At 48.8% G+C, this 26,055-nt stretch carries 23 protein-coding genes and 1 other RNA gene; 23 read left to right on the top strand and 1 reads right to left on the bottom strand.

Annotation, left to right across the window (positions count from 1 at the left end; genetic code table 11):
- Positions 1-24: 24 nt before the first annotated feature.
- The 15 genes from trxA (at position 25) to H5336_RS21785 (ending at position 14,216) form a co-directional block, all read left to right on the top strand.
- Entirely contained in the window at positions 25-879 is an 855-nt protein-coding gene (gene trxA / locus H5336_RS21855) for a thioredoxin (protein ID WP_185236569.1), read from the top strand.
- A 253-nt stretch (positions 880-1,132) separates the two neighbouring features.
- Positions 1,133-2,248, top strand: coding sequence for a phosphoserine transaminase (locus H5336_RS21850; RefSeq protein WP_185236568.1), 1,116 nt, complete (start codon positions 1,133-1,135; stop codon positions 2,246-2,248).
- Between the two features lie 280 nt (positions 2,249-2,528).
- Positions 2,529-3,713, top strand: a complete 1,185-nt coding sequence (locus tag H5336_RS21845; RefSeq protein ID WP_185236567.1) for a phosphoglycerate dehydrogenase — start codon at positions 2,529-2,531, stop codon at positions 3,711-3,713.
- Between the two features lie 152 nt (positions 3,714-3,865).
- Positions 3,866-3,962, top strand: an RNA gene (gene ffs, locus H5336_RS21840) — signal recognition particle sRNA small type.
- A gap of 543 nt (positions 3,963-4,505) precedes the next feature.
- Positions 4,506-4,925: an NINE protein gene (locus H5336_RS21835; protein WP_185236566.1), complete on the top strand. Its 420-nt coding sequence runs from the start codon at positions 4,506-4,508 to the stop codon at positions 4,923-4,925.
- Positions 4,926-5,030: 105 nt separating this feature from the next.
- Entirely contained in the window at positions 5,031-5,957 is a 927-nt protein-coding gene (locus tag H5336_RS21830; protein WP_185236565.1) for an AEC family transporter, read from the top strand.
- 204 nt (positions 5,958-6,161) lie between these two features.
- Entirely contained in the window at positions 6,162-8,279 is a 2,118-nt protein-coding gene (gene dnaX, locus H5336_RS21825; RefSeq protein ID WP_185236564.1) for a DNA polymerase III subunit gamma/tau, read from the top strand.
- A 3-nt stretch (positions 8,280-8,282) separates the two neighbouring features.
- On the top strand, positions 8,283-8,603 hold the full coding sequence (locus H5336_RS21820) for a YbaB/EbfC family nucleoid-associated protein (RefSeq protein WP_185236563.1): 321 nt from the start codon (positions 8,283-8,285) through the stop codon (positions 8,601-8,603).
- Positions 8,603-9,196 (top strand): recombination mediator RecR, encoded by a 594-nt coding sequence (gene recR / locus H5336_RS21815; protein WP_185236562.1) that lies wholly within the window; start codon positions 8,603-8,605, stop codon positions 9,194-9,196. Before H5336_RS21820 ends, recR begins: the two co-directional genes overlap by 1 nt.
- A gap of 6 nt (positions 9,197-9,202) precedes the next feature.
- Complete coding sequence (rnd, locus tag H5336_RS21810) at positions 9,203-10,366, top strand: ribonuclease D (RefSeq protein WP_185236561.1); 1,164 nt, start codon at positions 9,203-9,205, stop codon at positions 10,364-10,366.
- The gene (locus H5336_RS21805; RefSeq protein ID WP_185236560.1) at positions 10,363-10,656 is read left to right on the top strand and encodes a YcgL domain-containing protein; all 294 of its coding nucleotides are present in this window, start codon (positions 10,363-10,365) and stop codon (positions 10,654-10,656) included. The genes rnd and H5336_RS21805 overlap by 4 nt, the downstream gene beginning before the upstream one ends.
- A complete protein-coding gene (locus H5336_RS21800) occupies positions 10,653-11,087 on the top strand; it encodes a YcgN family cysteine cluster protein (RefSeq protein WP_185236559.1) in 435 nt (144 codons plus the stop codon). Before H5336_RS21805 ends, H5336_RS21800 begins: the two co-directional genes overlap by 4 nt.
- A gap of 91 nt (positions 11,088-11,178) precedes the next feature.
- Positions 11,179-11,409, top strand: coding sequence for a SlyX family protein (locus tag H5336_RS21795; RefSeq protein ID WP_185236558.1), 231 nt, complete (start codon positions 11,179-11,181; stop codon positions 11,407-11,409).
- A 62-nt stretch (positions 11,410-11,471) separates the two neighbouring features.
- Positions 11,472-11,846: a hypothetical protein gene (locus H5336_RS21790; RefSeq protein ID WP_185236557.1), complete on the top strand. Its 375-nt coding sequence runs from the start codon at positions 11,472-11,474 to the stop codon at positions 11,844-11,846.
- Positions 11,847-11,957: 111 nt separating this feature from the next.
- Positions 11,958-14,216: a vWA domain-containing protein gene (locus H5336_RS21785; RefSeq protein ID WP_185236556.1), complete on the top strand. Its 2,259-nt coding sequence runs from the start codon at positions 11,958-11,960 to the stop codon at positions 14,214-14,216.
- 241 nt (positions 14,217-14,457) lie between these two features.
- On the opposite strand, the gene H5336_RS21780 is transcribed toward H5336_RS21785, so the two are convergent.
- Entirely contained in the window at positions 14,458-15,792 is a 1,335-nt protein-coding gene (locus H5336_RS21780) for a cellulase family glycosylhydrolase (protein ID WP_185236555.1), read from the bottom strand.
- A gap of 156 nt (positions 15,793-15,948) precedes the next feature.
- Between H5336_RS21780 and H5336_RS21775 the strand changes: the two genes are divergently transcribed.
- The 8 genes from H5336_RS21775 (at position 15,949) to H5336_RS21740 (ending at position 26,048) form a co-directional block, all read left to right on the top strand.
- The gene (locus H5336_RS21775) at positions 15,949-18,366 is read left to right on the top strand and encodes an esterase-like activity of phytase family protein (RefSeq protein ID WP_185236554.1); all 2,418 of its coding nucleotides are present in this window, start codon (positions 15,949-15,951) and stop codon (positions 18,364-18,366) included.
- A 258-nt stretch (positions 18,367-18,624) separates the two neighbouring features.
- Entirely contained in the window at positions 18,625-20,022 is a 1,398-nt protein-coding gene (locus tag H5336_RS21770; protein WP_185236553.1) for an isochorismate synthase, read from the top strand.
- Positions 20,012-21,724, top strand: a complete 1,713-nt coding sequence (gene menD / locus H5336_RS21765) for a 2-succinyl-5-enolpyruvyl-6-hydroxy-3-cyclohexene-1-carboxylic-acid synthase (protein WP_185236552.1) — start codon at positions 20,012-20,014, stop codon at positions 21,722-21,724. Before H5336_RS21770 ends, menD begins: the two co-directional genes overlap by 11 nt.
- On the top strand, positions 21,721-22,479 hold the full coding sequence (locus H5336_RS21760; RefSeq protein ID WP_185236551.1) for an alpha/beta fold hydrolase: 759 nt from the start codon (positions 21,721-21,723) through the stop codon (positions 22,477-22,479). Before menD ends, H5336_RS21760 begins: the two co-directional genes overlap by 4 nt.
- 2 nt (positions 22,480-22,481) lie before the next feature.
- Entirely contained in the window at positions 22,482-23,333 is an 852-nt protein-coding gene (gene menB / locus H5336_RS21755; RefSeq protein WP_185236550.1) for a 1,4-dihydroxy-2-naphthoyl-CoA synthase, read from the top strand.
- A 5-nt stretch (positions 23,334-23,338) separates the two neighbouring features.
- Positions 23,339-24,349, top strand: a complete 1,011-nt coding sequence (locus tag H5336_RS21750; RefSeq protein WP_185236549.1) for an enolase C-terminal domain-like protein — start codon at positions 23,339-23,341, stop codon at positions 24,347-24,349.
- Positions 24,340-25,638: an AMP-binding protein gene (locus tag H5336_RS21745; protein WP_185236548.1), complete on the top strand. Its 1,299-nt coding sequence runs from the start codon at positions 24,340-24,342 to the stop codon at positions 25,636-25,638. Before H5336_RS21750 ends, H5336_RS21745 begins: the two co-directional genes overlap by 10 nt.
- Entirely contained in the window at positions 25,635-26,048 is a 414-nt protein-coding gene (locus H5336_RS21740) for a hotdog fold thioesterase (protein ID WP_185236547.1), read from the top strand. The genes H5336_RS21745 and H5336_RS21740 overlap by 4 nt, the downstream gene beginning before the upstream one ends.
- Positions 26,049-26,055: the final 7 nt, after the last annotated feature.

Genomic DNA, 26,055 nt, shown 5'->3' with positions numbered 1-26,055 from the left:
ACGCTTAATCCTTGGGGAAGAAATGTGTCGAATCACATTGTTGAAATTAGTCAAGAAAATGCCCAGGCCCTATTGATAGATGAATCATTTAAACGACCGGTTCTTATCGATTTTTGGGCTGACTGGTGCGCACCGTGTAAAAGTTTAATGCCAATATTGGAAACGTTGGCGAATGAGTATGCAGGCGCATTCTTATTAGCAAAAGTGAATGCCGATGAGCAGCAAGCCATTACGTCGCAGTTCGGGGTGCGCTCACTTCCTACGGTGATGTTGGTGAAAGATGGTCAGCCCGTAGACGGGTTCACCGGTGCGCAACCAGAGCCGCAGGTAAGGGAGTTGCTGGAAAAGTACTTACCAAAACCCTGGGATCTACAATTGCAGTCGGCTAACGAGCTAATAAGCCAAGAAAATTACGCTCAAGCACTGCCCTTATTACAGCAGGCTTACAGGGATTCCGGTGAGCAGGGCAATATTGCGATTGTATTGGTGTCGGTTTTAATTGAGTTGAAGCGCCTGGAGAATGCTCAGCAAGTGCTTGAAACGGTGAAAATGGCGGATCAAGGCCCAGAGTATCAAAATGTGCGGGCTCGGTTGGAGTTGGCCCAAGAGGCCGGTAAGGCTCCTGAAATTGAAGCATTAGAAAAACAGCTGGCAGAAGACCCCGCAAACCGGCAAACGGCGTTTTTGTTAGCGGTTCAGTACAGTCAGCACGACTTCTATGGCGAGGCGCTGGCATTGTTATACGGTATTCTTAAGCTGGAAATGAACTTTAACGATGGCGAGGCAAAAAAGGTGTTTGCTGACATTCTGGCGGTTTTGGGTAAAGGAGACCCATTAGCCATCGAGTATCAGCGGAAGATGTATACACTGCTGTACTGAAGTTCACGTTAAATTGATCAGTTTCAACAGGCGGCTAAATGCGCCACCGATCTAAGCGGCAGCTACTAGGAGCGAGCCTGTAAGAGTGGCATAATGGCGCCCCTTTCAGGAGGCTCCTGAAAATCGCTGATATAGAACGCGCTCCCCATCGTGAAAACTTAACCCGGATACCCCGATTTGGATTCAGGATTTTTTCTGGCGCAAACCTAACAGAACCCCGTTAGGGGTTTTGGACGTTAAACCGAGGACAAAAATGCAACCACAAGCGAAACCCGCCAACCCTAACTTTTCTTCTGGTCCCTGTAGCAAGCGACCAGGTTACAACCTGTCTTCACTCGATGTTGCGACATTGGGTCGTTCACACCGCTCTGCATTGGGTAAAGATGTGATGGCGCGTGTTTGTGAGCAAACCGCTAAAGTCTTGGGTTTACCCGAAGGCTACAGAGTGGGTGTTGTACCTGGGTCTGATACCGGAGCTGTCGAAATGGCTATGTGGTCCCTACTCGGTGCTCGCGGCGTTGATGTGTTGGCCTGGGAGTCGTTTGGTAGCGGCTGGGTAACCGATATTACCAAACAGCTTAAATTGGACAACGTTGCAATTCTCGAAGCAGATTACGGCAAGCTACCGGATCTAGCCGCTGTTGATTTTAACAAAGACGTTGTTTTCACCTGGAACGGCACCACTTCCGGTGTAAAGGTGCCCAATGGTGATTGGATCCCCGATGACCGCGAAGGTTTAACCATTTGTGATGCCACGTCGGCTGTTTTTGCGATGGATATGCCTTGGGAAAAGCTGGATGTTGTGACCTATAGCTGGCAGAAAGTGCTGGGTGGAGAGGGTGCGCACGGTATGCTGATCCTTAGCCCCCGCGCGGTAGAGCGTCTGGAAAGCTACACGCCACCTTGGCCTATGCCAAAAATATTCCGTATGACCAAAGGCGGGAAGTTGGTTGAGGGCATCTTTAAAGGTGCCACTATCAATACGCCCTCTATGCTCTGTGTAGCAGACTATTTGGATGCGTTGGATTGGGTAGAGAGCTTGGGTGGGGTTAAAGGCGCCATTGCGAAGTCGCAAGCAAACTTGGCGGTGATTAGTGCGTTTGTTGAGGCCAACGATTGGATCGACTTCCTTGCGGAGAGTGCCGATACGCTGTCTAACACCAGTGTTTGTTTGACCCTGAAAGCGCAACCAGAGCAGGTAAAAGCACTGGTAAAACTGCTGGATAAAGAAGGCGTTGCCTACGATATTGGCGCATACCGCGATGCCCCCGCAGGTTTGAGAATATGGGCGGGTGCCACTGTAGAGGCTGCCGATCTAGAGGCGTTGATGCCTTGGTTAGATTGGGCTTACCAGCAGGTTACCGCATAAAACGAGGGGCTTACTGGTTCAACTGAGCTACAAGCTTTACCAATAAAAAGGCCCTGGAGACCAGGGCCGAATCGAAGAAACAAGGTTTTACCTCGCCGTAATCGGGCCAAAGGCCCTCTTAAAGCTTGGTCTTAGGTGTTTAGCAAGATCAAGGCCAAAAATTAAGTGCTTAGAAAACAACAGGTTAAAAAGTTTTTTGCGCCTGAATGTTAAAAAAGCTGACAAATGAAAGAGACCTGGTTCTCACCGGGTCCGATAAAACCATTAAGGTGCTAACAGCATGTATCAGATTCGTACATTTAACAAAATTTCTGACAAAGGGCTTAGCCTTTTCCCCCAGGAAAAATATTCCGTAGGTGAAGAAGCCGCTGCTCCCGAAGCCGTTTTACTGAGGAGTCAGAAGCTTCATAACGAAAACCTGCCCGACAGCGTAATGGCCGTAGCGCGCGCCGGTGCTGGCGTTAACAATGTGCCCGTAGATGAGTACACAAAGAAAGGCATTGTCGTATTTAACACGCCTGGTGCCAATGCTAATGCGGTAAAAGAGCTGGTGTTAACCGGCATGTTGTTAAGTTCGCGCGGTATTCTTGAAGGCAAGGACTTCGTCGCAACCTTGGGCGACATGCAAGATGCAGGTGAAATGTCCAAGCTGCTGGAAGCTGAGAAAAAACGCTTCGCGGGCAGTGAATTAGCGGGTAAAACTCTAGGCATTGTTGGTTTGGGTGCTATCGGCTCAATGGTTGCGGAAGCCGCTCTAGCGCTGGGCATGGACGTGGTTGGGTTTGACCCCGCGCTGTCTATCGCAGCCGCTTGGAGGCTGCCAAGTGAAGTGCGTCGCATGGAAAGCCTACAGTCCCTGTTGGGTGAAGTAGATTACCTGTCTTTGCATGTGCCTGCCATCGAAGCGACCAAGCACATGATAAACGCTGAGACACTGGCGCTGATGAAACCAACAGCCGCCATTATGAATTTTGCTCGTGATGCAATTGTCGATGCAAAGGCTGTTGTCGCCGCGCTGGACGCCGGAAAGTTGCGGAAGTATGTGTGTGACTTCCCTGAGCCTTGTCTGATTGGTCATGAGAAAGTAGTGGCTGTTCCCCATATAGGCGCAAGTACTGCAGAGGCCGAAGAGAACTGTGCGGTAATGGCGGTTAATCAACTGCGTGATTTTCTGGAAAACGGAAATATCAAAAACTCGGTTAACTTCCCTCAAACCAGTATGGGTGGCATGGTGAGTAATTGCCGAATAACCTTCACCAACGCGAATGTGTCGGGAGTACTGGGTGATGTACTTTCAGTATTTGCTGAAAACGACGTCAATGTTATTGATATGGTAAATAAGAGCCGTAACGATGTGGCTTACAATATTCTCGATATCGATTCTTGCCCCAGCGATACCGTAATCGAAGCGATTAAAAATGTTGAGCATGTTATTTCTCTGCGCGTCATTTTACCGGCCAAATAAGTAACTTTAGGGGCGGTTGAACGGACTGCGGCCTAGCTGAAGTCGCGTAACCACCCCAGAGCACCACGAGTGGCTTGCAATGTTCGGCTAAAACCGGATAATGCGCTGCCTCTCGGGAACGAATCCGTTTCCCGATTTGTAATGGTGGCCCAATCTGGTCCCCTCGCAACGATTCGCTGTGAACTCCGCCAGGCCTGGAAGGGAGCAACGGTAGCAGTATAATTGTGTGCCGGGGTGTGGCTGGGTTGGGTCGCCTCCATTACGTTTAAAATTCCCCCAAATTATTCAAGTACATATACACGTTGGTGTAGTGCGCGCGTTCGACTTTGCTATTTTTTTATCTTTTCCTCGGTCATCAGTCATTCCGTTATAACCTTTGTAGAGACGGCTTTCTTCGCTAAAAAATTCGGGCATATTTTTTTATGTGTCTGCCCGCCCCATTGCGTAGGGCAAACCCGTTCTCTTCTGGAAAGGCTGAATTGAAACTTGTGATGTTGGCCAAATGCCAGAAGAGCAATAGCCCAGCAAGTACTGAGATGTTAATACAGCGAAAGGTTATCTTTTCATTAAAATGCAGTGACGAGGGGTGTTTTAGCGTCAGTTTGTCACACGGGGCGTTGGCTGGAGGCGCCGTAATTAAAGCTGGTGATAACGACTAAAAATTGGTGGTGACGACTAACTCCTTCGTTAGTTGTTCTATTGATCGCCAAAAAAATCTAATAAAATCAGTGTGTTATGTGTTGGCATGAAACCTGTTAAGAGTAGAGGTAAAATTTCAATAAAGGAACGTCAATGCAACGCAATAACTCCCACTCGGTTATCGTCGGCTACCTCGCTTGGATATTCGGTTTTATCGGCGCTCACCGTTTTTACTATGGCAAACCGATCACCGGCACTATTTGGTTTTTTACTTTAGGGCTGTTTTTTATTGGATGGATAATCGATTTTTTTCTGATTCCGTCTATGGACCGAGAGGCCGATCGAAGCTACATCCAGGGAGAGGTTAATTACTCGGCGAGCTGGCTGCTGCTCTTTTTCTTCGGCGTGTTTGGCGTGCACCGTATGTACATGGGGAAATGGATTTCAGGCATTATTTACCTGTTCACTTTTGGCCTATGTGGTTTGGGTATTCTGTTCGATTTGTGGACGTTGAATGATCAAATAGATGAGCTTAATACCGATTGTCGACAAGCTTTTGCGCGCTATTCATAGCTAAATTGGTGTGTGCCTATGAAAGCTAGGTACTTGGCTGCATTCTGGTTAGAGGAAGTTATACGGTGGTAAACTAGCCCGCCCGACCCCTTCAGGTATGTACCTTTGTCTTTAGTTAACCATTTCCAAGCAGCGTTGAATGTAACTGGGCCGGTGCTGATTGTGCTTGTCGCCGGCATCGTATTCAAACGTATTAAGCTAATTGATAACCACTTTGTCTCTGTAGGTAATAAGTTGGTTTTTAACGTTAGCCTACCCTGTCTGTTGTTTTTGAGTGTGGCGTCTAGCTCACCCGAGCAGAGTATCAACTTGCCGTTGGTGGTCTTTGCAGTGGCTGCAACGCTGGCGACCGTTGCCTGCCTGTGGTTGGTAACGCCGCTCATAGTTGAAAAGTCCAAGCGTGGTGTATTCGTGCAGTGTGCGTTTCGAGGCAATATGGGCATTATTGGCTTGGCGTTGTGTGTGAATGCTTTTGGCCAGGGAATACTGGCCATGGCAGCGGTCTACTTGGCGTTCCTGACTATTCTCTACAATGTTCTTGCGGTGTTATTGCTAAGCGATTCACGCATCGGTGTATTGACTAACCTCGTTAAGAACCCGCTCATTATTGCCATCGTCGCAGGCCTGTTATGGTCTCAGGTACGTTTGCCCGTGCCCACTGTGGCAACACTGTCGCTGGGGTATCTTGCGCAACTCACGCTTCCACTTGCGCTGCTGTGTATTGGCGCCAGCCTTGAGTGGCAGAGTTTTAAAGCGAATCATCGGCAAGCGGCAATGGCAACAGCGCTGAAATTGGTGATATTGCCGTTGATTGTAGTGCTGGGAGCCATAGCGTATGGTTTTCGTGGGGAGGCGTTGGGAGTGTTGTTTCTCATGATGTCTGCCCCAACCGCTGCAGCGGCCTACATAATGAGCAAGCAGATGAGCAGCCACGGTACTTTAGCGGCGGAAATTATTACCTTGTCCACGGCGTTAAGCCCAATTACAGTGACCTGTGGGCTGGTCTTATTGGGTTATCATCAAATGCTTTAAGCTGATCGTAACCGAAGCTAATGGTGATGAAACCTGTATTAGTGAGAACAGCTTTAGCAAAAAACGGCGCTATCACCTATAAATTCAAGACCTTTGCCCACAAATCTACTCCTACGTTAAAAATTAGGGCTAGCAACGCGTATCCACAGGTATAATGCCGCTCTTTCAATTATTCATTACACGCAACTAGAGACAATACGCTCAATGAGCTATCAGGTATTGGCACGCAAGTGGCGGCCAGGCAATTTCCGGGAAATGGTGGGCCAAGAGCATGTGCTCCGGGCGCTGATAAACGCACTGGACCATAATCGCCTGCATCATGCGTACTTGTTTACGGGTACTCGAGGTGTGGGTAAAACGACCATTGCGCGTATTTTAGCGAAGTGCCTCAACTGCGAAGCAGGCGTTACTTCCACGCCCTGCGGTGAGTGCAGCTCCTGTGTGGAGATTAGCGAAGGTCGCTTTATTGATTTGATCGAGGTGGATGCGGCTTCACGTACTAAAGTCGAAGATACCCGAGAGCTGTTAGACAACGTGCAGTACGCGCCTACACGCGGCCGCTACAAAATCTACCTCATAGATGAGGTACACATGCTCTCAAACCACAGCTTCAATGCGCTGTTGAAAACCCTAGAAGAGCCTCCCGAGCATGTGAAATTTTTACTGGCCACCACCGACCCGCAAAAGCTTCCGGTTACCATTCTTTCGCGCTGCCTGCAGTTCAATTTAAAGAATATGAGCCCAGAGCGTATCGTCGGTCACCTGCAGAATATACTCGACAAAGAAGCTGTACCCTTTGATGACGGAGCCCTCTGGCTGTTGGCCCGCTCGGCCGATGGCAGTATGCGCGACGGCCTCAGCCTTACGGACCAGGCTATTGCCTTTGGCAGTGGCAAAATAGGGGAGGCCGATGTTGCCTCCATGCTGGGTACGATTGATCACCAGCTCATTCAGAATTTAATGCATGGACTGCTGCAGGGTGACGGTAAGTTGCTGCTAGAGTCGGTAGCCAAATTTGCCGAGCATGCACCGGATTTTAACGCAGCACTCGCCGAATTTTTAACCCTGTTACACCGTATTGCCATTGCGCAGGCTTTGCCTGAAGCATTAGACAATAGCTTTGGTGATCGAACACAAATTTTAGAATTTGCTACGGCGATGGCCGCAGAAGATGTGCAATTGTTCTACCAAACAGCCTTAATCGGTAGAAGAGATTTGTATCTGGCATCAGACCCTAGAAGCGGGTTTGAAATGACGTTACTGCGTATGTTGGCCTTCAAACCGCAAGGGGTGGCCGATATACCGACGCAAACCTTGTTAGCGACCACGCCAGAAAACACAGCGGCTGCTGCAGTACAAAATGATGCCAGCAACTATACTGGTACGGGAGAGCCCCCCGCAAAAAAGCTCCACACTGAGGCCGCGTTAGAGAGCGAAGTCACAACCCCTTCAGCTAATGCTGGAAGTGTTGGCGACGTGGTTTCAGTGCAAGCCTCAGACCCACAGAGCTTTGCGCCCAATACCCGCGCGCCCAGTGCGCCTGCAGTGCCACCGCACGAAAGTCCTGTTGTCTACGAAAGTGCTGCAGCTGAGGAAAGCGCCGTACCTAATGACCCTTACATTGCGCAGGCAGAAGAACCTTTGGCAGCGCCTAGCCCGCAGTCGACAGCGGTGGTGCTCCCTGCGAACAACGCACAGGCTTTATTGAATGCTGCTGATGCAAAGCAAACGAACGATGCCAGCGAAATAAAACAACAGCTAAAGGATCAAATTAAAGCGATTACAGGCAAAGAGGGCATAGCTCCCACCGCAGCCGTAGTTGAGCCACCCGTCGAGGCCAAGCAAAAGCAAGCCGTAGAGGCACAAGCCAGCGCGGCCAACGAGCATCGCTCGGCAACCTCCGATGGTGCTGCGCCCATAGGTTTAGACGTGCTGACGCCGCAACACTGGAGTACTGTTTTCCGCCAGTTGGGGGTAAAAGGTATCGTACAAAATACCGCATCTAACTGCGCCCTCATTGGTAAAGAAGGCAACCAATTATTTTTTGCATTAGATGAAAATAAGAGCAGTCTATTTGATAATTCGCACAACCAGCGTCTTGCCGGTTTGCTTAGCGATTACTTTCAGCAGCCGGTAAAAGTCGACATCCATTTGCAGTCGCTACCGGAGGGCGTGGAAACACCGGCCCAGTGTGCCGAAAGGGAAAAAATTGAACAACATGCACAGGCACTGCAAACGCTAACCAGCGACCCTGTTATTCAAACGTTGGAGCGGGAATTTGGTGCGGTGCTAGATCAACAATCAGTTACGGTGAAGAGGTAGGTTATGAAAGGCTTGGGCGACATAATGAAACAGGCTCAGGAAATGCAGGCGAAAATGCAGCAAATGCAGGAAGATATCGCCAGTATGGAAGTTGAAGGCCAGGCCGGTGCCGGGCTGGTGAAAGTAACCATGACCGGGCGTCATGATGTAAAAAATGTGTCTATCGATTCCAGCTTAATGGAAGAGGGAAAGGACATGTTAGAAGATTTGTTGGCGGCGGCCGTAAACGATGCCGTGCGCCGAGTAGAGGAAGAAAATAAATCTCGATTTGGCGACTTAACTGGCGGTATTCAAATGCCGCCAGGGTTTAAGATGCCGTTCTAATGTTTTCCCCTTTAATTGACCAACTTATCAATGCATTGCGCGTTTTGCCCGGTGTTGGGCCAAAGTCAGCTCAGCGTATGGCATTAAACCTGCTCGAGCACAATCGCCACGGTGCCGATCATTTGGCCACTACATTACAAGCTGCAATTACGGCTGTACACCGCTGTCAGCAGTGCCGTACTTTAACCGAGCAAACGCTTTGTAATCTGTGTGCCAACCCCAAAAGAGATCATCAACTGCTGTGTATTGTCGAAACACCGGCGGATGTCTTGGCGTTGGAGCAGGCCGGTATTTATTCGGGTGTTTACTTTGTGTTGTTGGGTAAACTTTCGCCTATCGATGGCATTGGGCCAAAAGAAATTGGTATAGATCTACTCGAAGAACGCTTCAGAAATAGCGAATTGAAAGAGTTGATTATTGCTACCAACCCAACCATTGAAGGCGAGGCAACGTCCCATTACATTTCAGAACGCGCCAAACAGCACAGTATTAAAGTCACACGTATTGCACACGGTGTTCCTATTGGTGGTGAATTGGAATATATCGACGGCAGTACGCTCGCCCATGCACTCAATAGTCGACGGGAAGTGTAAGTTATTATGTCCAACCCCTTGCTTTCACAGCCCATACATTGGGTAGAGAATTACGCGGAATTAGCCGAACTTTGTGCGAAATGGCGAGCCTGTAAAATGCTGGCTGTTGATACCGAGTTTATGCGCACGCAAACGTACTACCCTATAGCGGCATTGTTACAGGTGAACGATGGCGAGGCTAATTACCTTATAGACCCAAAGGCAATAGAGGATCTGTCGCCTTTCACTGGGCTGTTAACTGACGCTAACATTTTAAAAGTGTTGCATTCTTGCTCGGAAGACTTGGAGGTTTTTCAGCGACTACTTAATGTTGTACCCGTGAACCTTTTCGATACCCAAGTTGCTGCCGCCCTGTGTGGATTCGGCTTTTCTGTGGGTTACGGAAACCTGGTTAAAGCGGCATTGGGGAAAGAGTTGCCGAAATCGGAAACGCGTTCTGATTGGTTGCAGCGCCCGCTGAGTAAAGCCCAAGTTGAATATGCGGCTGTTGATGTTGAAGACTTATATCAGCTTGCCAATTATTTAATTCTTAAATTAAAAACGGACAACCGTTTATTCTGGGCTACTGAAGAATGTGCAAGCCTGCTACAGAATTATGCCAATAATCAAGGCGACGAAAACTGTTATACCCGTATAAAGCAAGGTTGGCGATTGAACCGGCCTAAAATGGCCATATTGAAATCTCTGGCCGTATGGCGAGAACAGCGGGCACAAAAACGCGATATACCCCGTAATCGCGTAATCAAAGAACATTCACTTATGGATATTGCCATGGTGGCGCCCGAACATGTTTCTCAGTTGCGTAAGTTCGAGGGCATTTCTGAGCGTATGATTCGTTCCGACGGAGATGAGCTTATTGCGTTGGTGGAAGCGGCAAAAAATTCCGACCCGGAGAGTTTTCCGCCGTTGATGGATAAACCTCTGACGAGCAGCGAAAACAAATGGGCAAAAAAATTACGTGCAGCGGTAGTACGTATTGGTGAAGAAAAAAATATTGCGCCAGAACTGTTAATGAAAAAACGTGGCTACGAAGCCATTACCCGCCATTTTTTTGAGCAGCAAAATGATGACCTTGAGTACATTCAAGAGCAATTAGAACCCTATTTAAATAGCTGGCGGCGGGCCCTACTTCAGGAGCCGCTGGCAAACGTGATTTACGGTGAAGAATGAAGGTGATAACCGATATATACCGCTCAGGTAAAAAAGAAGGCATGTACTTATACGTGCGCAAAGGCTTTGATTTACAGGCATTGCCCGAAGCGCTACGCCAACAGTTTGGTCGAGCTGAGCTGGCAATGTCTTTATTGATAACGCCCAACAAAACGTTAGCGAGAGCGGATGCTTCGGTCGTTCTGAAAGCGATCGAAAGCCAAGATTTCTATTTGCAGATACCACCAACGGGTATCAGTGAAGGTTACATGCAGAACATTCCCAATGACAAAATGGGTAAACATTCGTGACGTCATTTTGGCGAGAAAAAAGTCTTGCTGAAATGTCGCCTGAAGAGTGGGAGCAGCTGTGCGATGGCTGCGGTAAGTGTTGTTTGCACAAGCTGGAAGACGAAGATACCGGCGAATTATTTTTTACGCGTGTGACCTGTCGTTACCTAGACGAAAACACCTGTCGTTGCACAGATTACCCGAATAGAAAAACCAATGTCCCCGAGTGTTTAGTTTTGAGTACACAGCAGCCGGAAACCTTTGAGTGGTTGCCACAAACCTGTGCATATCGGTTGCTGGCTGAAGGCGAGGCCCTACCGCAATGGCATCCATTGCTCAGTGGCGATGCCAATAGTGTGCACACAGCGGAAATCTCGGTTATGGGTAAAGTACTGAGTGAAACACTGGTACACCCAGACGGGCTGGAAGAGCATATTGTTCATTGGGTTTAATTGGCGCTCAAGGGGGCTGTAGTAAAGCCACCCTATAGTTTTGTCGGTTGAGCCAGCCCTAAATACCGCTGGAAAAAGTAAGGTAGATGTTATGACAGACGAACAAAACAGCGATAGAGAAGACCTAGAGGCCCGTATCGCCTTTCACGAAGATACCATTAATACGCTGAACAACGAAGTGGCCACCATGGGGCGAGAGATTCAGGATTTACAGAAACAATTCCACCTGCTTTATAAAAAGGTGGACGATATTGTGTATCAAGTGGAGCAGGGTCAGAATGGCCCTGTAAATACTGTGGACGAACGTCCACCGCACTATTGATACTCATTAAGATACTAGAGCTAATACCACTATATCGTTGATAACCGAGAGAACTTCAGCCAATGATGACCGAAAGCGAATACCTTTATGCCTGGTTATATTACCTAATAGGTGCAGGATTACTGATCGCCTGCTGGTGGTACATTACACGGCGTATACCCTGGTTAGAAGTAAGGTTTATGCTGCGTTTGGTTGTGTCGGTGGCTATATTGGTTCCTTGGTACACCAATACCCAGCAGGAATACCTGTCACCGGCCATATTAATTGCGGCGGTTGAGTTGTTTTTTGAAGGGAGCACGGCTTTTTGGCGTGCGGGTATGCCATTACTTACGGCACTCGTCGTCGCGTTAGCGCTTTCTACCCTGGGGTTTACTGTGCGCTGGTTCCTGCTGCGGAGAAAGCTCGAATCCTCTACTGATTCTTCGGTTGAGGCGTAAAAACAACTAAATTCATATTCCTCCCACGCCTATATCCCGGCATTTTCCTAGCTTTACTGCTATAAATAACGGAAGAGCTTGTTTCTATTTTTAGCCTCCGGGGACCCTTCTATGACGTTTACCCAGCGCGTTTGTATTGGCGTATTGTGTCTGCTCGCGAATATACCTGTGTTGGCTCAGCCTCCAGAAGACAGTGAGCCCCCGACCTTACTACCACCAGACGTTCGTCTGGTGATCGATGTTTCCGGCAGTATGAAACGCAACGACCCCAATAATTTGCGTCAGCCCGCTGTGGAACTTTTGGTTCAACTGTTACCGGAAAACAGCCGTGCGGGGGTTTGGACCTTCGGTAAGTGGATCAATATGTTGGTGCCACACAAACCCGTGACGCCCCAGTGGCGGGAGTCTGCGCAACAGAAATCGGCTGATATTCGCTCCGTTGGGCTGTACACCAATATCGGTGAAGCCCTTGAGAAAGCCGCCTACGATGCTAAAAGTGCCGCTAAAAAATACCGCACATCCATTATTTTACTGACCGATGGCATGGTTGATATCGATAAATCGCCACAGGCAAATAAGCGTGAGTGGCGGCGTATCGTAGACGAAGTGCTACCGGCGCTGGCAGACGCGGGTATTACCATCCATACCATTGCTCTATCCGATAACGCCGATAGAAATTTAATGAACAAGTTGTCATTGAGTACAAACGGTTTGGCCGAAGTGGCCCACACCGCCGATGACTTGATGCGTATCTTCCTGAAAACCTTTGATGCGGCTGTACCGGCAGAGCAGGTTCCTCTTACCGACAACGCCTTTGTGATTGATTCCAGTGTCGAAGAGTTTACGGCGTTAATTTTTCGTAAAGATGCGTTACAGCAGGCACAGTTGGTAGGCCCAGACCAGAACGTGTATTCAGCAACCAGTGGCGATGCCGATGTTAAATGGTACCGGGCAGATAAATACGATCTGATTACCGTAAGCCAGCCACTCGAGGGCGAGTGGGGGGTCAATGCGGATATGGAACCGGGTAGCCGAATAACCGTAGTGAGCAACCTAAATCTGCGAGTAAGACCATTACCGGTGAACGTATTTAAAGGCCAAGTAGAAAATCTTAGCTTGGTACTCCAGGAAGATGGCAAGACCGTTACACGCCCAGAATTTTTGTCGCTAATGGATATAGATGCCTCCATGGAGGCCGGTAATGACGAATTCGATTTACAACAATTTTGGCAAAAGCGTGTGAATCAGGGGGAATCACCAATTGATGGACGCTTTAATATCCTGCTGCCCAATTTTGATAAGGATGGTATTTACCAGTTGAATGTGGTGGTAGACGGCAAGACCTTTGTTCGCCAGTTCACACATCAGTTTGCCGTACGTCAGCCCTTTGGTGCAGAAGTAAAGCAGGTGTTTACCGACGGTAAGCTAGAGTATTTACTTATTGCCAACTCCTACAATCAGAATATCGATATTCCGCGCACACAAGTAGCCGCTACGGTAATTTCACCTAAGGGCCGAAAGAAGATAAGACCTTTGGCCGCGACGGATTCAGATACCTGGAAAGCCACTTTACTGCCCGATATAGAAGGTGAGTACACGGCGAAAATAAAAGCCAAAGGTTACGACACCGAAGGCAACGCATTTGAAGTTACGTTGGAAGATATCAGTTTCAATTATTCCCTAGACGGTGGTTTTGTTGAAGAGGAAGCGCCTTTTTTTGAAGAGCTTGTAGAAAAAGAGGATGAGCCCACGATAGAGCCGACAACCGAGCCAACGCCTGAAGTAGATGTTGATGCTGAAACTGATGTTGATACTGAGCAGGAGATTCCCGTAAGTGAAGGCACGCCTAGCTGGATGCTTTGGGCCATTCTAGGGGGTGGCAACCTTATTTTATTTGGCCTCGGCTTTGTCTTGTATAAAAAAATTATGGGTGGCGGTAAGGATGCACTCGAACCGTTTACGGACGAAGCGATAAGCGAAGAAGAGGAGCAGGAGCGCGCAGCAGAACCTGCTACTGAAGAAGCCCCAGAAGAAGCTGAGTCAGAACCGGAGATGGAAGAAGAGCCACCAATGGAAGACCTAGACCCGGTAATGGAAGATATCGGGGTGGAAGTGGATGAAGGCGATGACCTCGACCCGGCACAATCACAGCTAGAAGACGAAGATGAGTTAGACGATCTGGATACTATGCTTGATGAAACCGAAGAGGCAGAAGATAGCAGCGAAAAAGAAGACGACGACATGGTTGCCGATATGCTTAAGGCGCAGGGGTTAGATCTCGCCGAAGACGAGCTAGACGAAGCTATATCGACACTTATTGATGACCTTGAAGACGATGATGTTGCAGATGACGATGACGACACAAAATAAAAGCATCATTGAAACTGTTTTGAATCTTTCTCTACAAGCGCTTCACACAGCGAAACACACCTGTTGGTATCGCACATTCTAGTTGTGTGTTGATGATACATTTTTTCTTTCTTTTCTTTTTTCATCTTTCATTTTTGGCTGCGCATAACCGGGGTACGGTAAACGGATTTTCCGTCGAAGAGCGGCAGTGATTCAGGTCGGTGATTTAGGCCAGTGCTTTAGCGGAATTAAAAAGTCCGTTTTAGTTGCTGGGTCGGCCTTTTTCAAGCTGGTCGGTAATAATAAGTTTTTGCGACCAGCTAAAACTTCCGTCTTGGGTGGTGGCCGTTAAGGTTACGGCGCCTTGTCTCAATGCGCTAAGAGAACCCTTGGCTTTATCGATGGCAATAGCATTTTTATCGCCAGAGAGCGCAATAGAAAAATGTTTGTGGTGGGCATTTACCGGTGTAACAATAACCTCGTAACGGGCGCTTTCACCAACGCTGAGTTGTGTGGTGTTTATGTGCAGGTATATACCCGAAACTTTCACTTTACCGTCTTCATAAAATGACGCGGGGCGAATTGACGTTTTGGCAATACTGTAGGGGCTAAGGGCGACAATATTAGCGCCAGGGGTGTGCGACCAATGACCAAAACGGCCGCCCTGAGTGATATCAAAATAGAGGAAGTTATCGCAGTCACCATTCTTTCTGCCCCCCCAAGACCAATTCAACCAGCCGGTGTTGTGTTCCTGTAGCAGCTTCATGCCTTCAAGGTAAGGCAGCGGTGTGGGGTTATCACACTGACCCGTGCGCGTAACCGATGGGCCTTCACCAATAATCATGGTGAGGCCCAGTTTTTTTGCATCCACGGCCGCTTTTGCGTAGTTGGCCATGCTTTGCTTCGCGGGCCAGTAGGAGTGAGTAGAAAAAATGAGGTTATGCTGTGGGTCGTGGGCGAGCAGGGCGGGCCCAGTCCGTAGCAGTTGACTGACATTTTGCCCCCACTGGGAGGCGTCTATCATTATGGGCACGGTGTAGCCGTAGCGACGAAGTTTACTGATGGCCGCTTTGTAGGTTTGCACAAACATTTTGTCGGTAACGTCGTGGGAGCCAGCTTCGTTGGCGATGTTAACAATTGTCCATTTTTTATTATTTTCCACAACGGTTAACAACGAAGGCTGCAACCAGAAGTCAACGCATTGCTGCAGGGCCTTACCCCATTTACCCGTGGCATCGTGGCACTCTGGTACGGCGACCATTTTGTGGGCAATGGTGTTTTCAATTAACGCGATAAGGTCTTGGTTTTTTGGGTGTCGAAGGCTCCATACCAAGCGCACAGTGTTAGCGCCAGACTGGGCAATTTCGGGGAGTAGTTTTTCACCGCGAACATCTTCAGACCAAACAAACATCTCATTAAAGCCACGCATCACAAACCTTTCACCTTGCGCGGTATAAATGTGTCCGTTATCTACATACAGTGTGGATGGTGCACCAACATTTGCGGTGCGGCATAGCGTGGCGAATAAAAAGGCAAATAGAAAGGTAAATAGTAAGGCCAGCAGCAAGGCTAACAGAATGGGGCGCGAGAGTTTCATACTAAAAATTGAGTGCTAATAGGGTGTATACAGTATAGCTATGTACAGGTTTATAGGCTTTTAAATTGTGGTGTTCAGGTAAAATGTTGCTTTATTACAACCCTTTGCGTGGCACAATTACACCAAAAACGACAATAAAATAATGAGTTATGGGCTATGCGTAAAACGGGTTTATTAAAATTGGCTGTTATTTCGGCCGCATTGGGTATTACCGGGTGTGAAGAAACGGAGGCCCCGGTTGTTACGAACGAACCGAAAGCGGCAGAAGTAAAGGCTAGCACCCAGAGCTTTAATCGTATTGCCAGCTTTCCGGTATGTGGTCAGGTGGGTAGTAGCTGTAACACCGAAGAGCCGACTTCGGCCGAAATTTTAGCGGTTTCTGTTGAGGGTGATACCCTGGTGTATACCAATAGCCCAGCCGAGCAATTGGGCTTTATCGATATCTCCAACCCTGAAAACCCAAAGGGTATAGGTACGTTTGAGCTTTCTGGCGAGCCAACGTCTGTAGCGGTAAAGGGGGCGTATGCACTGGTAGCGGTCAATACTTCGCTTGATTATGAACATGCGGATGGCGAGTTGGTGGTGGTGGATATTAACAGCCAGGCGCACATACGCTCACTCGGTCTAGGCGGCCAGCCGGATTCAATTGCCATTAGCCCCGATGGTCAATATGCGCTAATAGCCATTGAGAACGAACGCAACGACATGCTCTGCACAAAGGGTAAGTACGTAGGAGCGGTCTATGCCGATGAATACATTGCCAGCCAGCAGTGTGAGGTAATAGGCGGTGGCGAATTGGGCGGGTTACCTCAAACACCTGGTGGTAGTTTGGTTATTGTTGACATCGCCGAACCAGACCCCGCACGCTGGCGCCTTCGTGAAGTCGATGTTACCGGGTTTAGCGGTTTGTACCCCAGCGATCCGGAGCCAGAATATGTTGATATTAATGTCAACAACATTGCCGTGGTAACGTTGCAGGAAAATAACCATATTTTTTTGGTAGATTTATCGGATGGCAGTGTTGTTAATAATTTTTCCGCCGGGGTTGCTAACTTACAATCAATAGATACCCAAGAAGAAGCTCCTGCGTTTATCCGCCAGACAAACGCCAAGGCTAAAATTCTTCGAGAGCCAGACGGCGTTAGTTGGATTAATACCGAGTACTTCGCCACCGCAAATGAAGGTGATATGGATGGCGGTAGCCGCGGGTTTACCATTTTTAATACAGCCGGAGATGTGGTGTGGGATTCCGGCTCTACGCTGGATCACATGGCGGTGCAATATGGCCACTACCCCGACGACCGCTCTGGAAATAAAGGTAATGAGCCAGAAAATGTAGAGCTAGGTGTATTTGACGAAACCCCGTACCTATTTGTAAACGCCGAGCGTTCCAGCTTGGTGTTTGTGTACGATGTAAGTAACCCAAAGAAACCCGTATTTAAACAGGTGTTACCGGCTGCTGTGGGCCCAGAAGGTGGTTTGGCCATTCCTTCGCGTAACCTGCTAGTTGTTGCCAGCGAAGTAGACAGTCGGCCAGATAAAATTCGGTCTGTTGTTAATCTATACGCCTACAGTTCGCGCCCAGCCGCATACCCAACAGTTCAGTCTGCGCAACGACTTGACGGTACGGCGATTCCCTGGGGGGCAATATCGGGTTTGTCGGCCGACCCTGCGAATAGCCAAATTCTCTACGCAATTGAAGACGGTTACTTCGGCTCCAATCGCATTTATACCCTCGACGTAAGTCGTAAGCCTGCGGTGTTGGTGGCGGAAACAACGCTAACAGACAGCGACAACGTGTTTGCCGGTATACGCACCTCCAGTAAAACTGAAAAGGCGGGCAAGTTTGACGAGGTTGATCTTGCGCAGATGATTAACACTGACAAGTCTGTAAACATTGATGCAGAAGGAATTGCAAAAGCGTCTGATGGCGGTTTCTGGGTAGCCTCCGAGGGCGCAGGTACAAAAGCAGACGCCGAGAATTATCCCATAAAATCGCGCAATGTTATTTTTAAAACCCATGCGAGCGGTGTTATCGAAAATGTAATTGGCTTGCCTAAATCCGTTAATAAGTTACAAGTTAATTTCGGCTTTGAAGGTGTTGCTGAATACAACGGCAAATTGTATGTGGCTTTTCAGCGCGCCTGGCGGGGAGAGACCAACCCCCGCATTGGTATTTACGATATCGCCCTTAATCAATGGGCATTTGTTTACTACCCACTGGATGTGCCGGAATCTCAAAACGGTGGCTGGGTTGGCCTAGGGGATATCAGTTCGATGGGGGAGGGTAAGTTTTTGGTGGTTGAGCGAGATAATCAGAGCGGGCCTGATGCGGCGCTCAAACGGCTCTACGTGATTAACCTTTCCGCCTACATAGACGGTATTACCCTCAGTAAAACACGTGTACGTGACTTAATGACTGATCTGGCAAGAACGGGTGGCCTAATACTCGAAAAAATCGAGGGTGCGGCGGTTATGGCCAATGGTGATGTGTACATCATTAACGACAACGATGGAGTAAATAACAACAGTGGCGAAACACAGTTGATAAATCTAGGCAATATCTTGCAGTAAGCGAATTGGCGTCAAAACTCTGAACGTGTTTTGTGAGTGTTCACTACTATCACTCAAATTTATGCTGTAATGTTGGGTGTACTAGTATCTATTAGCGCGGGTTATCTGGCCTACAGGGGTATAAGCTACAAGTGGCGGCTAGGCATTCCCCATAAGTTTGACTAATGTCAGCTTCAAATTCTGCGGCCAGCGTAGACTAATAAATATCAAGGAACTCTCCAGGGATTTCCCCGGAATGATTAAGGAACCGTCGTTGGCATGAGCACCTCCATACCCATTACTTATACGGCATCTACCCTGGCGGCAGGGTTGGATACGCTATTACGTCAGCTGGCACTGTGTCGGTACGCGGGTAAAAAGTTGGCGAGGGTGCAGGTGCGCGTTGAAACGCAGGATATCCTCCAATGGTTATCATGCTTACCCTCAGGTAATCGGTGCTATTTCTCGCTGCGTGATCAATCGCTCGCGTTGGCCGGTATTGGTGCTGCGTTGGAGCTGAAAGCCACTGCTCCGGCAACAATACCGGCTTTATTTGCTCAAGCAGAGCAGGTTGTGAAGGGGAGCGAGGCCTACTGGGTAGGCGGTTGTTCTTTTAGTGGCCGCTCGGGAGCCTACCAATGGCGAGAATTTCCTGGGGCGCGCTTTGTATTACCGTTGATTGAGATTCGCCAACAGCGTGGACTCTTTTATATTGCCTTCAACCTTTACGCTGAATCGTTTGCGCAGTGGCAAGAACAACAGTTATCCATTCACAGCTACTGCCGGCAACTAGCCTATACCGAAATGCCCGAACTACAGCCGGTGAGAATAGAGTCGCGGCGCAATAGTGTTGGTGCAGAGCTTTGGCAGCAACAGGTAGAAGAAGCGCTGGCTCAAATTAAAAATGGAGACTTACAGAAAGTAGTGCTGGCAAGGGAAGTGGCACTTGAATTGTCGAACATTCCAAACCCTATGCTTATTTTGGCCGCGCTGGAAGCCGCAAACCCCGAGTGTTATACCTTCGCCGTGGAAACAGACAGTAAATGTTTTATAGGTTGTAGCCCCGAACGGCTACTGAGCCGAAAAGAAAACGCCGTGGAAACAGAAGCCTTGGCGGGAACGGTAAGGCGGGGTGCCACCGAAACCGAAGACAAAGCGCTAGAGCGCATATTGCGCGAAGACCCGAAATTAACTCATGAGCACAAGCTGGTTGCCAAGGCCATAAAAGAAAGCCTAGAGCCGGTAACGGCGCATTTAGAAGATAGTGAACCGGTTAAAATTTTAAAGCTAAACCGCATTCAACACCGTTGTCAGCCACTAAGTGCAACCGTGAGTGCTACCACGGCCAATAGCGATTTGTACCGGTGCCTACACCCCACGCCGGCCATCTGCGGTTATCCAAGCCATCGTGCACAAGCGTTTATCAACGAGATAGAGCAACTCTGCCGAGGCTGGTACAGCGGCAGTGTCGGTATTTTGGGCGACAAGTATTGTGAGCTCAGTGTGGCTATTCGTTCCGCATTAGTAGACAACGAGCGGCTGTGGTTGTACTCCGGCGTTGGTATTGTGGCCGGTTCTATTGCTGAACAAGAATGGCACGAACTGGAGAGTAAGTTGGAGGCTATGCTACAGGCCATTGGCAACAACGCGTTGGCTATTGATTACAATGCACACTAATGCAAGTTGGGCCGGCGGGCTTATCCGTTATTGTTATGAGCAAGGAGTGCGAGAATTTTGTATCGCCCCAGGCAGCCGCAGTGCGCCGTTGGCTATTGCTTGCTTCCATGCAAAAACGTATTTCCCCGATATTCGTTTACACACCCATTATGACGAGCGCGGGCTAGGTTTTTTTGCACTTGGTTTAGTGCGTGTAGGTGATGCTCCTGTTGTTGTTATTGCCACTTCGGGCACCGCCGTGGCGAATGTATACCCTGCGGTAGTAGAAGCTTGGCAAACCTGCCAGCCGTTGTGGGTGATGTCTGCCGACAGGCCCGACAGCCTGTTGGGTTGCGGTGCCAACCAGGCTATTCAACAAAAAGATCTGTTTGGTATCAACGCCAATTTTAGTGTTAATTTAACGCGCCCAACAAACCCGCAGGCGTGGCGTGGGCAGGTTGCGATGTTAGCTGAGCTGGGTGGAACTCGCGGCCCTGCGCAGCTCAATTGTCAGTTTGATGAACCGCTGTATCAACAGCCCGAAGATTACTTGTCAGGTTTAGCGCAACCAATACCGGTGGCTAGCGTTGCGTTAGAACAAGCGCAACATTCAGTACAAGCTACAGGTCAAAAAACGGTACAAAAAACAGCGCAAGTACAGGGGCTTCGCGCTTTTCTCCAGTCGTTTGAATTGAGTGCTTCTGCCTCAACCATAGTGGTGCTCGGTGCTTTGTCTCCGGGCGAGGCTGACATTCTGGGCCCTTGGTTACGGACATTAAAATGCCCAATATTCGCCGACATTGGTAGCCAGTTTCGATTCGGCGCGTTGCCCAATGTAATTGCCCACGCCGACCTGCTGCTATTGAAGCCCGCCGAGGTAAAGCCTAACCGAATACTGCAATTGGGCGGCCGTATTGTTAGTAAACGTATTAATCGATGGCTGCCCGACGCGGCGGAAAATTATTTTTTACTGGATCAAAATAACCAAAAACTCGACCCCTCGGGTAAATCCACGCAATACCACGTTAACTATTCTGAATTTGTTAAGTACCTGCCTGGGGACAGATTAGTCAGCCCAGTGCTACAACAGTTGCTAGGCAGCAGTGAGGCACTTGGCAAACGTATTAGCGCATACCTAAAGGGCCAATGGCACGAAGCGGTGGTATGCCAACAGGTGATGGCCAGCATAGAAGGGCGGGTGGCTTTAATGCCGGGCAACAGCTTGAGCATTCGTATGCTCGATAGCTATAGTACCCAAACAAAAGCACAGATATTGGTATACGCCAATCGCGGAGCCAGCGGCATTGATGGCCTGCTCGCCACTGCGGCAGCGCTGGCACATGGGCAGTTTGATTATGTTGTTGCGGTTATTGGTGACACCTCGTTGTTACACGATATAAACAGTTTGTCTTTGCTCAGCAAAAGCCCGCTACCGGTAAAGCTCTTAGTGTTGAATAACGATGGCGGCCAAATTTTCGCCACCCTGGCCGCCGCGCAACAGGAAGGGTTTAACGCATTATTTGCTATGCCCCATGGTTTAGAATTCTCCCATGCGTGCGCGCAATTTAGCCTTGAATACCGAGCGGTGCATACAACCGAAGAATTTCAGGGGCAATGCACGGCGTGGCTAAACAGCGCTAATAGCAGTGTATTGGAGTGCCGCCTCTTGGGCGGTGCAGAGCCACTGAAGCACTTAGTACAGCGGCTTTCCGAACCCTTATGAGCTTAAATTTGGTGCTGATGCCCGGCTTTATGGGAAAAGCTTCAGACTTCGATGCCTTGCAAAAGGCATTACCCGCGCAGGTTGCTTGCACCGTATTAGATTTGCCGCGCGTGGATGACACTCAGCTAGATTTTCGCGTGCTCGTACACCGCTGGTTTGCACAACAAAGACCTGCGCTCCCCGCTAAATTCCATTTATATGGCTATTCGCTTGGTGGTCGGCTGGCAATGGCGGCCGCCGAATATTTACAGGTAGAAGAACCGGGTGCCTTATACAGTTTAATACTAGAAAGTGCTAACCCGGGGTTAAAAACGGAAGCTGAAAAGCAGCAGAGATTAGCGCAAGACAAAGCTTGGGCTGCACGTTTTTCTCCATTAGTTGAATTGAATGATGGGGGCCCAATAAACGAGGTTTTACAGGCGTGGTACCAGCAGCCAGTATTTAGTCATTTGACGACAGCGCAAATTGACGCCTTAATTATAGCCAAGCGCACGCTGTCTGGCGGGCTATTGGCTAAACAGCTTATGGCTTTTAGCCTTGGTCGGCAGCCTAATTTTAGGGCTGTACTTAAAGAGCTTGCGTTACCCGTAACTTTTTTCGCAGGCGATAAAGATATAAAATTTTCGGCAATTGGACAATCGCTTACCGGTGTAGCGTTCAGACCAGCCGAAAACGCAGGTCATAATATTCATTTTGAACAGCCAGTATGGTTGGCAAAACAGATAACATCCGTATTGATGAAAAAGGTTAAATAATAATGACAGATCCGTCGAAAAGCAGCATAGAACCTGCACTAGACTGGCAGGATAGTGCAAATAGCTATACCGATATTGTGTACCAAAAGGCGCAGGGCATAGCCAAAATCACCCTTAATCGCCCGGAAGTTCGCAACGCCTTTCGACCACAAACCATTATGGAGATGCGTGCGGCATTGTCTGACGCGCGTTTCGATGAAAACGTTGGCGTAATCATTTTAACCGGGCAGGGTGATCTAGCGTTTTGTTCCGGTGGCGACCAACGCGTGCGTGGCGATTCCGGTTATCAGGATGATAGCGGTGCGCACCATTTAAACGTGCTCGATTTACAAAAAGAAATTCGTTCTATACCCAAACCGGTAATCGCTATGGTGGCTGGTTATGCCATAGGCGGGGGCCACGTATTACACTTGGTGTGCGATATTACCATAGCCGCCGAAAATGCCCGTTTTGGCCAAACCGGGCCAAAAGTGGGTTCGTTTGATGGCGGTTTTGGTGCAAGCTACATGGCGAGCATAATCGGCCCAAAGAAAGCCAAGGAAATTTGGTTTATGTGCCGTCAATACGATGCAAAGCAAGCGCTGGAAATGGGCTTGGTGAATACCGTTGTTCCACTCGAAAAGCTGGAAGTAGAAACCGTACAGTGGGCAAGCGAAATGCTGCAGCAATCGCCTATTGCACTTAGGGTACTTAAATCAGCCTTTAATGCGGGTTACGACGGTCAGGCCGGTATTCAAGAACTGGCCGGTAACGCTACCATGCTTTTCTACATGACCGAGGAGGGCCAAGAAGGTCGCAATGCCTACCTAGAAAAGCGCAAACCCGATTTCTCAAAGTTTAAGCGGCAGTCATAGTTGTAATGCCGGGCCACAGCGATGATATTTATCGGGTGCAGTTATTTGAATACGCCATTCCAATGGCGCATCCGGTTCAAATGTCGAAAACCGTTGTGAAAACGCGTCAGCTATTGTTGCTAAATTTTTTATTGCCGGAAACCCAGCGGTGGATAGAGGTATCACCTTTACCGGGTTTTAGTCGTGAAACAATACAAAACTGCATTGCGCAGTTGCAGGCGATTTTTGCCCGTAAACCGTCGTTATCTATTGGTGAATTACTGCGTGCTATTAGAGTCAGTAGCACCGACCTATGCCCGAGTGTCTCTTATTCGCTATCGCAGTTGGCTGAGCCAGCCATAGGTTTAGAGGTAGACGTAGACGTAGACGTAAGCATTAAGTCGTGGCCCCGTGTAAAGATATGCCCGTTGGTATTAAACGAAGACAAAATCCCAAACGCACCTGTAGTCAAAATGAAAGTTGGCCGCGATACACTGCGAAACGATATTGAACGTATTAATACGGTATTAGCAGGTAGTGAATTTACCGGGCAACTGAGGCTGGATGCCAATCAACAGTGGGCTCAAGAAGATATTGAAACGTTATGTAAGGCGGTAGACTGCACACGTATTCAATGGCTTGAAGACCCTATAGCGAACACCGACGCCTACAAAAACTGGCCTTCCTATAGTGCAATACCCTTAGCGTTAGACGAAAGCTTGTATCAACAGTCAAACCCGCACAGTAATTTCCCGATCGTTGGCTTACCCGTCCGTGCGTTAATACTTAAACCAACATTACTGGGGCAGGGGCGCTATTGGCATTACGTACATGAGGCCAAAAAATACAATGTACAAACCGTGATTAGCAGCAGTTTTGAGGGGCCTGTAGGCATGACGAGTTTACATGACTTTGCAAATAAGCTTTCACCCGAGGAATATCACGGCTTAGATACCTTGAAATACTTTGCGATGGATTATCAACAAAAGCTAAACAGTAAAAATATGGCATTACTGGAGCAGTGGCAATGGCCGTAAGCGGCTACCCCCTCGCCAATATTGCGGCTAGCGCTGCCAATAGTCCTTTCATAATGGTGGAGGGGAGAATCGCCAGTTTTTCAGAATTTCATGCGCACGTAGAGGCTATGCTGTGTTTGCCGAGCGCAAAAATATTACCAGCCAAATCCGTTGTGCTATTACCCGTCGAGAAATCCCTGCAGAGCCTACTCGCATTTTTTGCGGTTATGCGTGCCGGTAACCTAGTGGTACCTGTAGATAAAAACACACCACTGACGCGGTTAGCGTATTTGCAAAAGAGTGTCCAAAACACACTTACCACCGAAATGGGTGAACATGCATGCTTGGGGGTGTTCACCTCGGGTTCCACCGGTGAGCCAAAATTGGCCCTTCATTCCTGGCAAACACTGCTGGCCAACGCCACGGCCGCAAATACGCTTATTCCGCTGCAACCGGGCGATAGAACCCTGCTCAGTTTACCGCTTTACCACATAGGCGGCATTGCGCAGGTACTGCGTACGCTTGTATCGGCGACTACCTTAGTTATAGGCGGTAGGGTTGAGTACGTGGATGTTTTAGCTAGCCTGCGTATTACCCACACGTCAATGGTGCCTACGCAATTACAGCGCTTGCTTGCGTTAAAACCTAAACTTCCATTGTTGAAGTCGGTATTGTTGGGCGGTGGGCCTATAAGCGAAGAATTAATTACCGAGGCGAGAAAGAACGGTATTCCTGTAATGCCTACATACGGCATGACCGAAACAGCCTCTCAGGTATTAACCGAAATTTCGGAAAACCAACAGGTATGTGTAGGTGATAGCGAACTGAAGCTTACGGACACCGGTGAACTGTGTATTCGAAGCGCGAGTTTGTTTTTAGGCTATTGGCAAAACGCACAGCTATTAACCGCTAGGGATACCGAAGGTTGGTTTAAAACAGGAGATAAAGCCGAATGCCAGAGCGGCAAGTGGCGGATTTGCGGTAGAGTAGATAACCAGTTTGTAAGTGGTGGCAAAAACATTCAACCAGAAGAAATTGAACGCCACCTGAAAACACTCCCTACTATACAGCAAGCTGTTGTAGTACCCGTGCCAGATAAAAAATACGGGCATGTAGCCTTCGCGTTTGTGCAGCGCTTTGGTGCACTAAACATTGACAGCGACTTTCAACACAACACAATAATGGCATTAAAAAAGTTATTGCCAGGTTATCTGGTACCGCGCCATTTCGCGCAGCTGCCAGAACCGCAAGGCATGAAAATAAAACGTCAACCGTTAATACAGCGGGCCATAAAGGTAGTGTCACCATGAGTATTTGGAAAAAACCGGCAACCCCCGAACAACTTAATCAGTTTGCCTCTAATAGCCTTGTCCAACACTTGGGTATTGAGATAACCCGCGTTGGGGAAGACACCATTACGGCCACTATGCCAGTCGATAATCGCACGCGCCAACCATTGGGGTTTCTCCATGGGGGCGCATCCGTAGTGCTAGCCGAAACATTAGGGAGCATTGCCGGGTACCTTGCGGCTGAGGGTGAAGCAAGTGTATTCGGCGTAGAAGTTAATGCCAACCACCTGCGTTCGGTAAAGGCCGGTGTGGTAACGGGTACGGTTAAGCCTGTGCGGGTAGGGCGAATGCTACAGGTGTGGGATATTACCCTTGAGAACGAGCAGGGCGAAGCCATTTGCGTAGCGCGGTTAACGACGGCCGCTAAGTGATGGGGCC

Origin of the sequence: Teredinibacter franksiae (assembly GCF_014218805.1) — a bacterium.
In the GTDB taxonomy this organism is placed as follows: domain Bacteria; phylum Pseudomonadota; class Gammaproteobacteria; order Pseudomonadales; family Cellvibrionaceae; genus Teredinibacter; species Teredinibacter franksiae.
The sequence above is the reverse complement of the archived record's forward strand: the minus strand, read 5'-3'. Positions and strand labels throughout refer to the sequence as shown.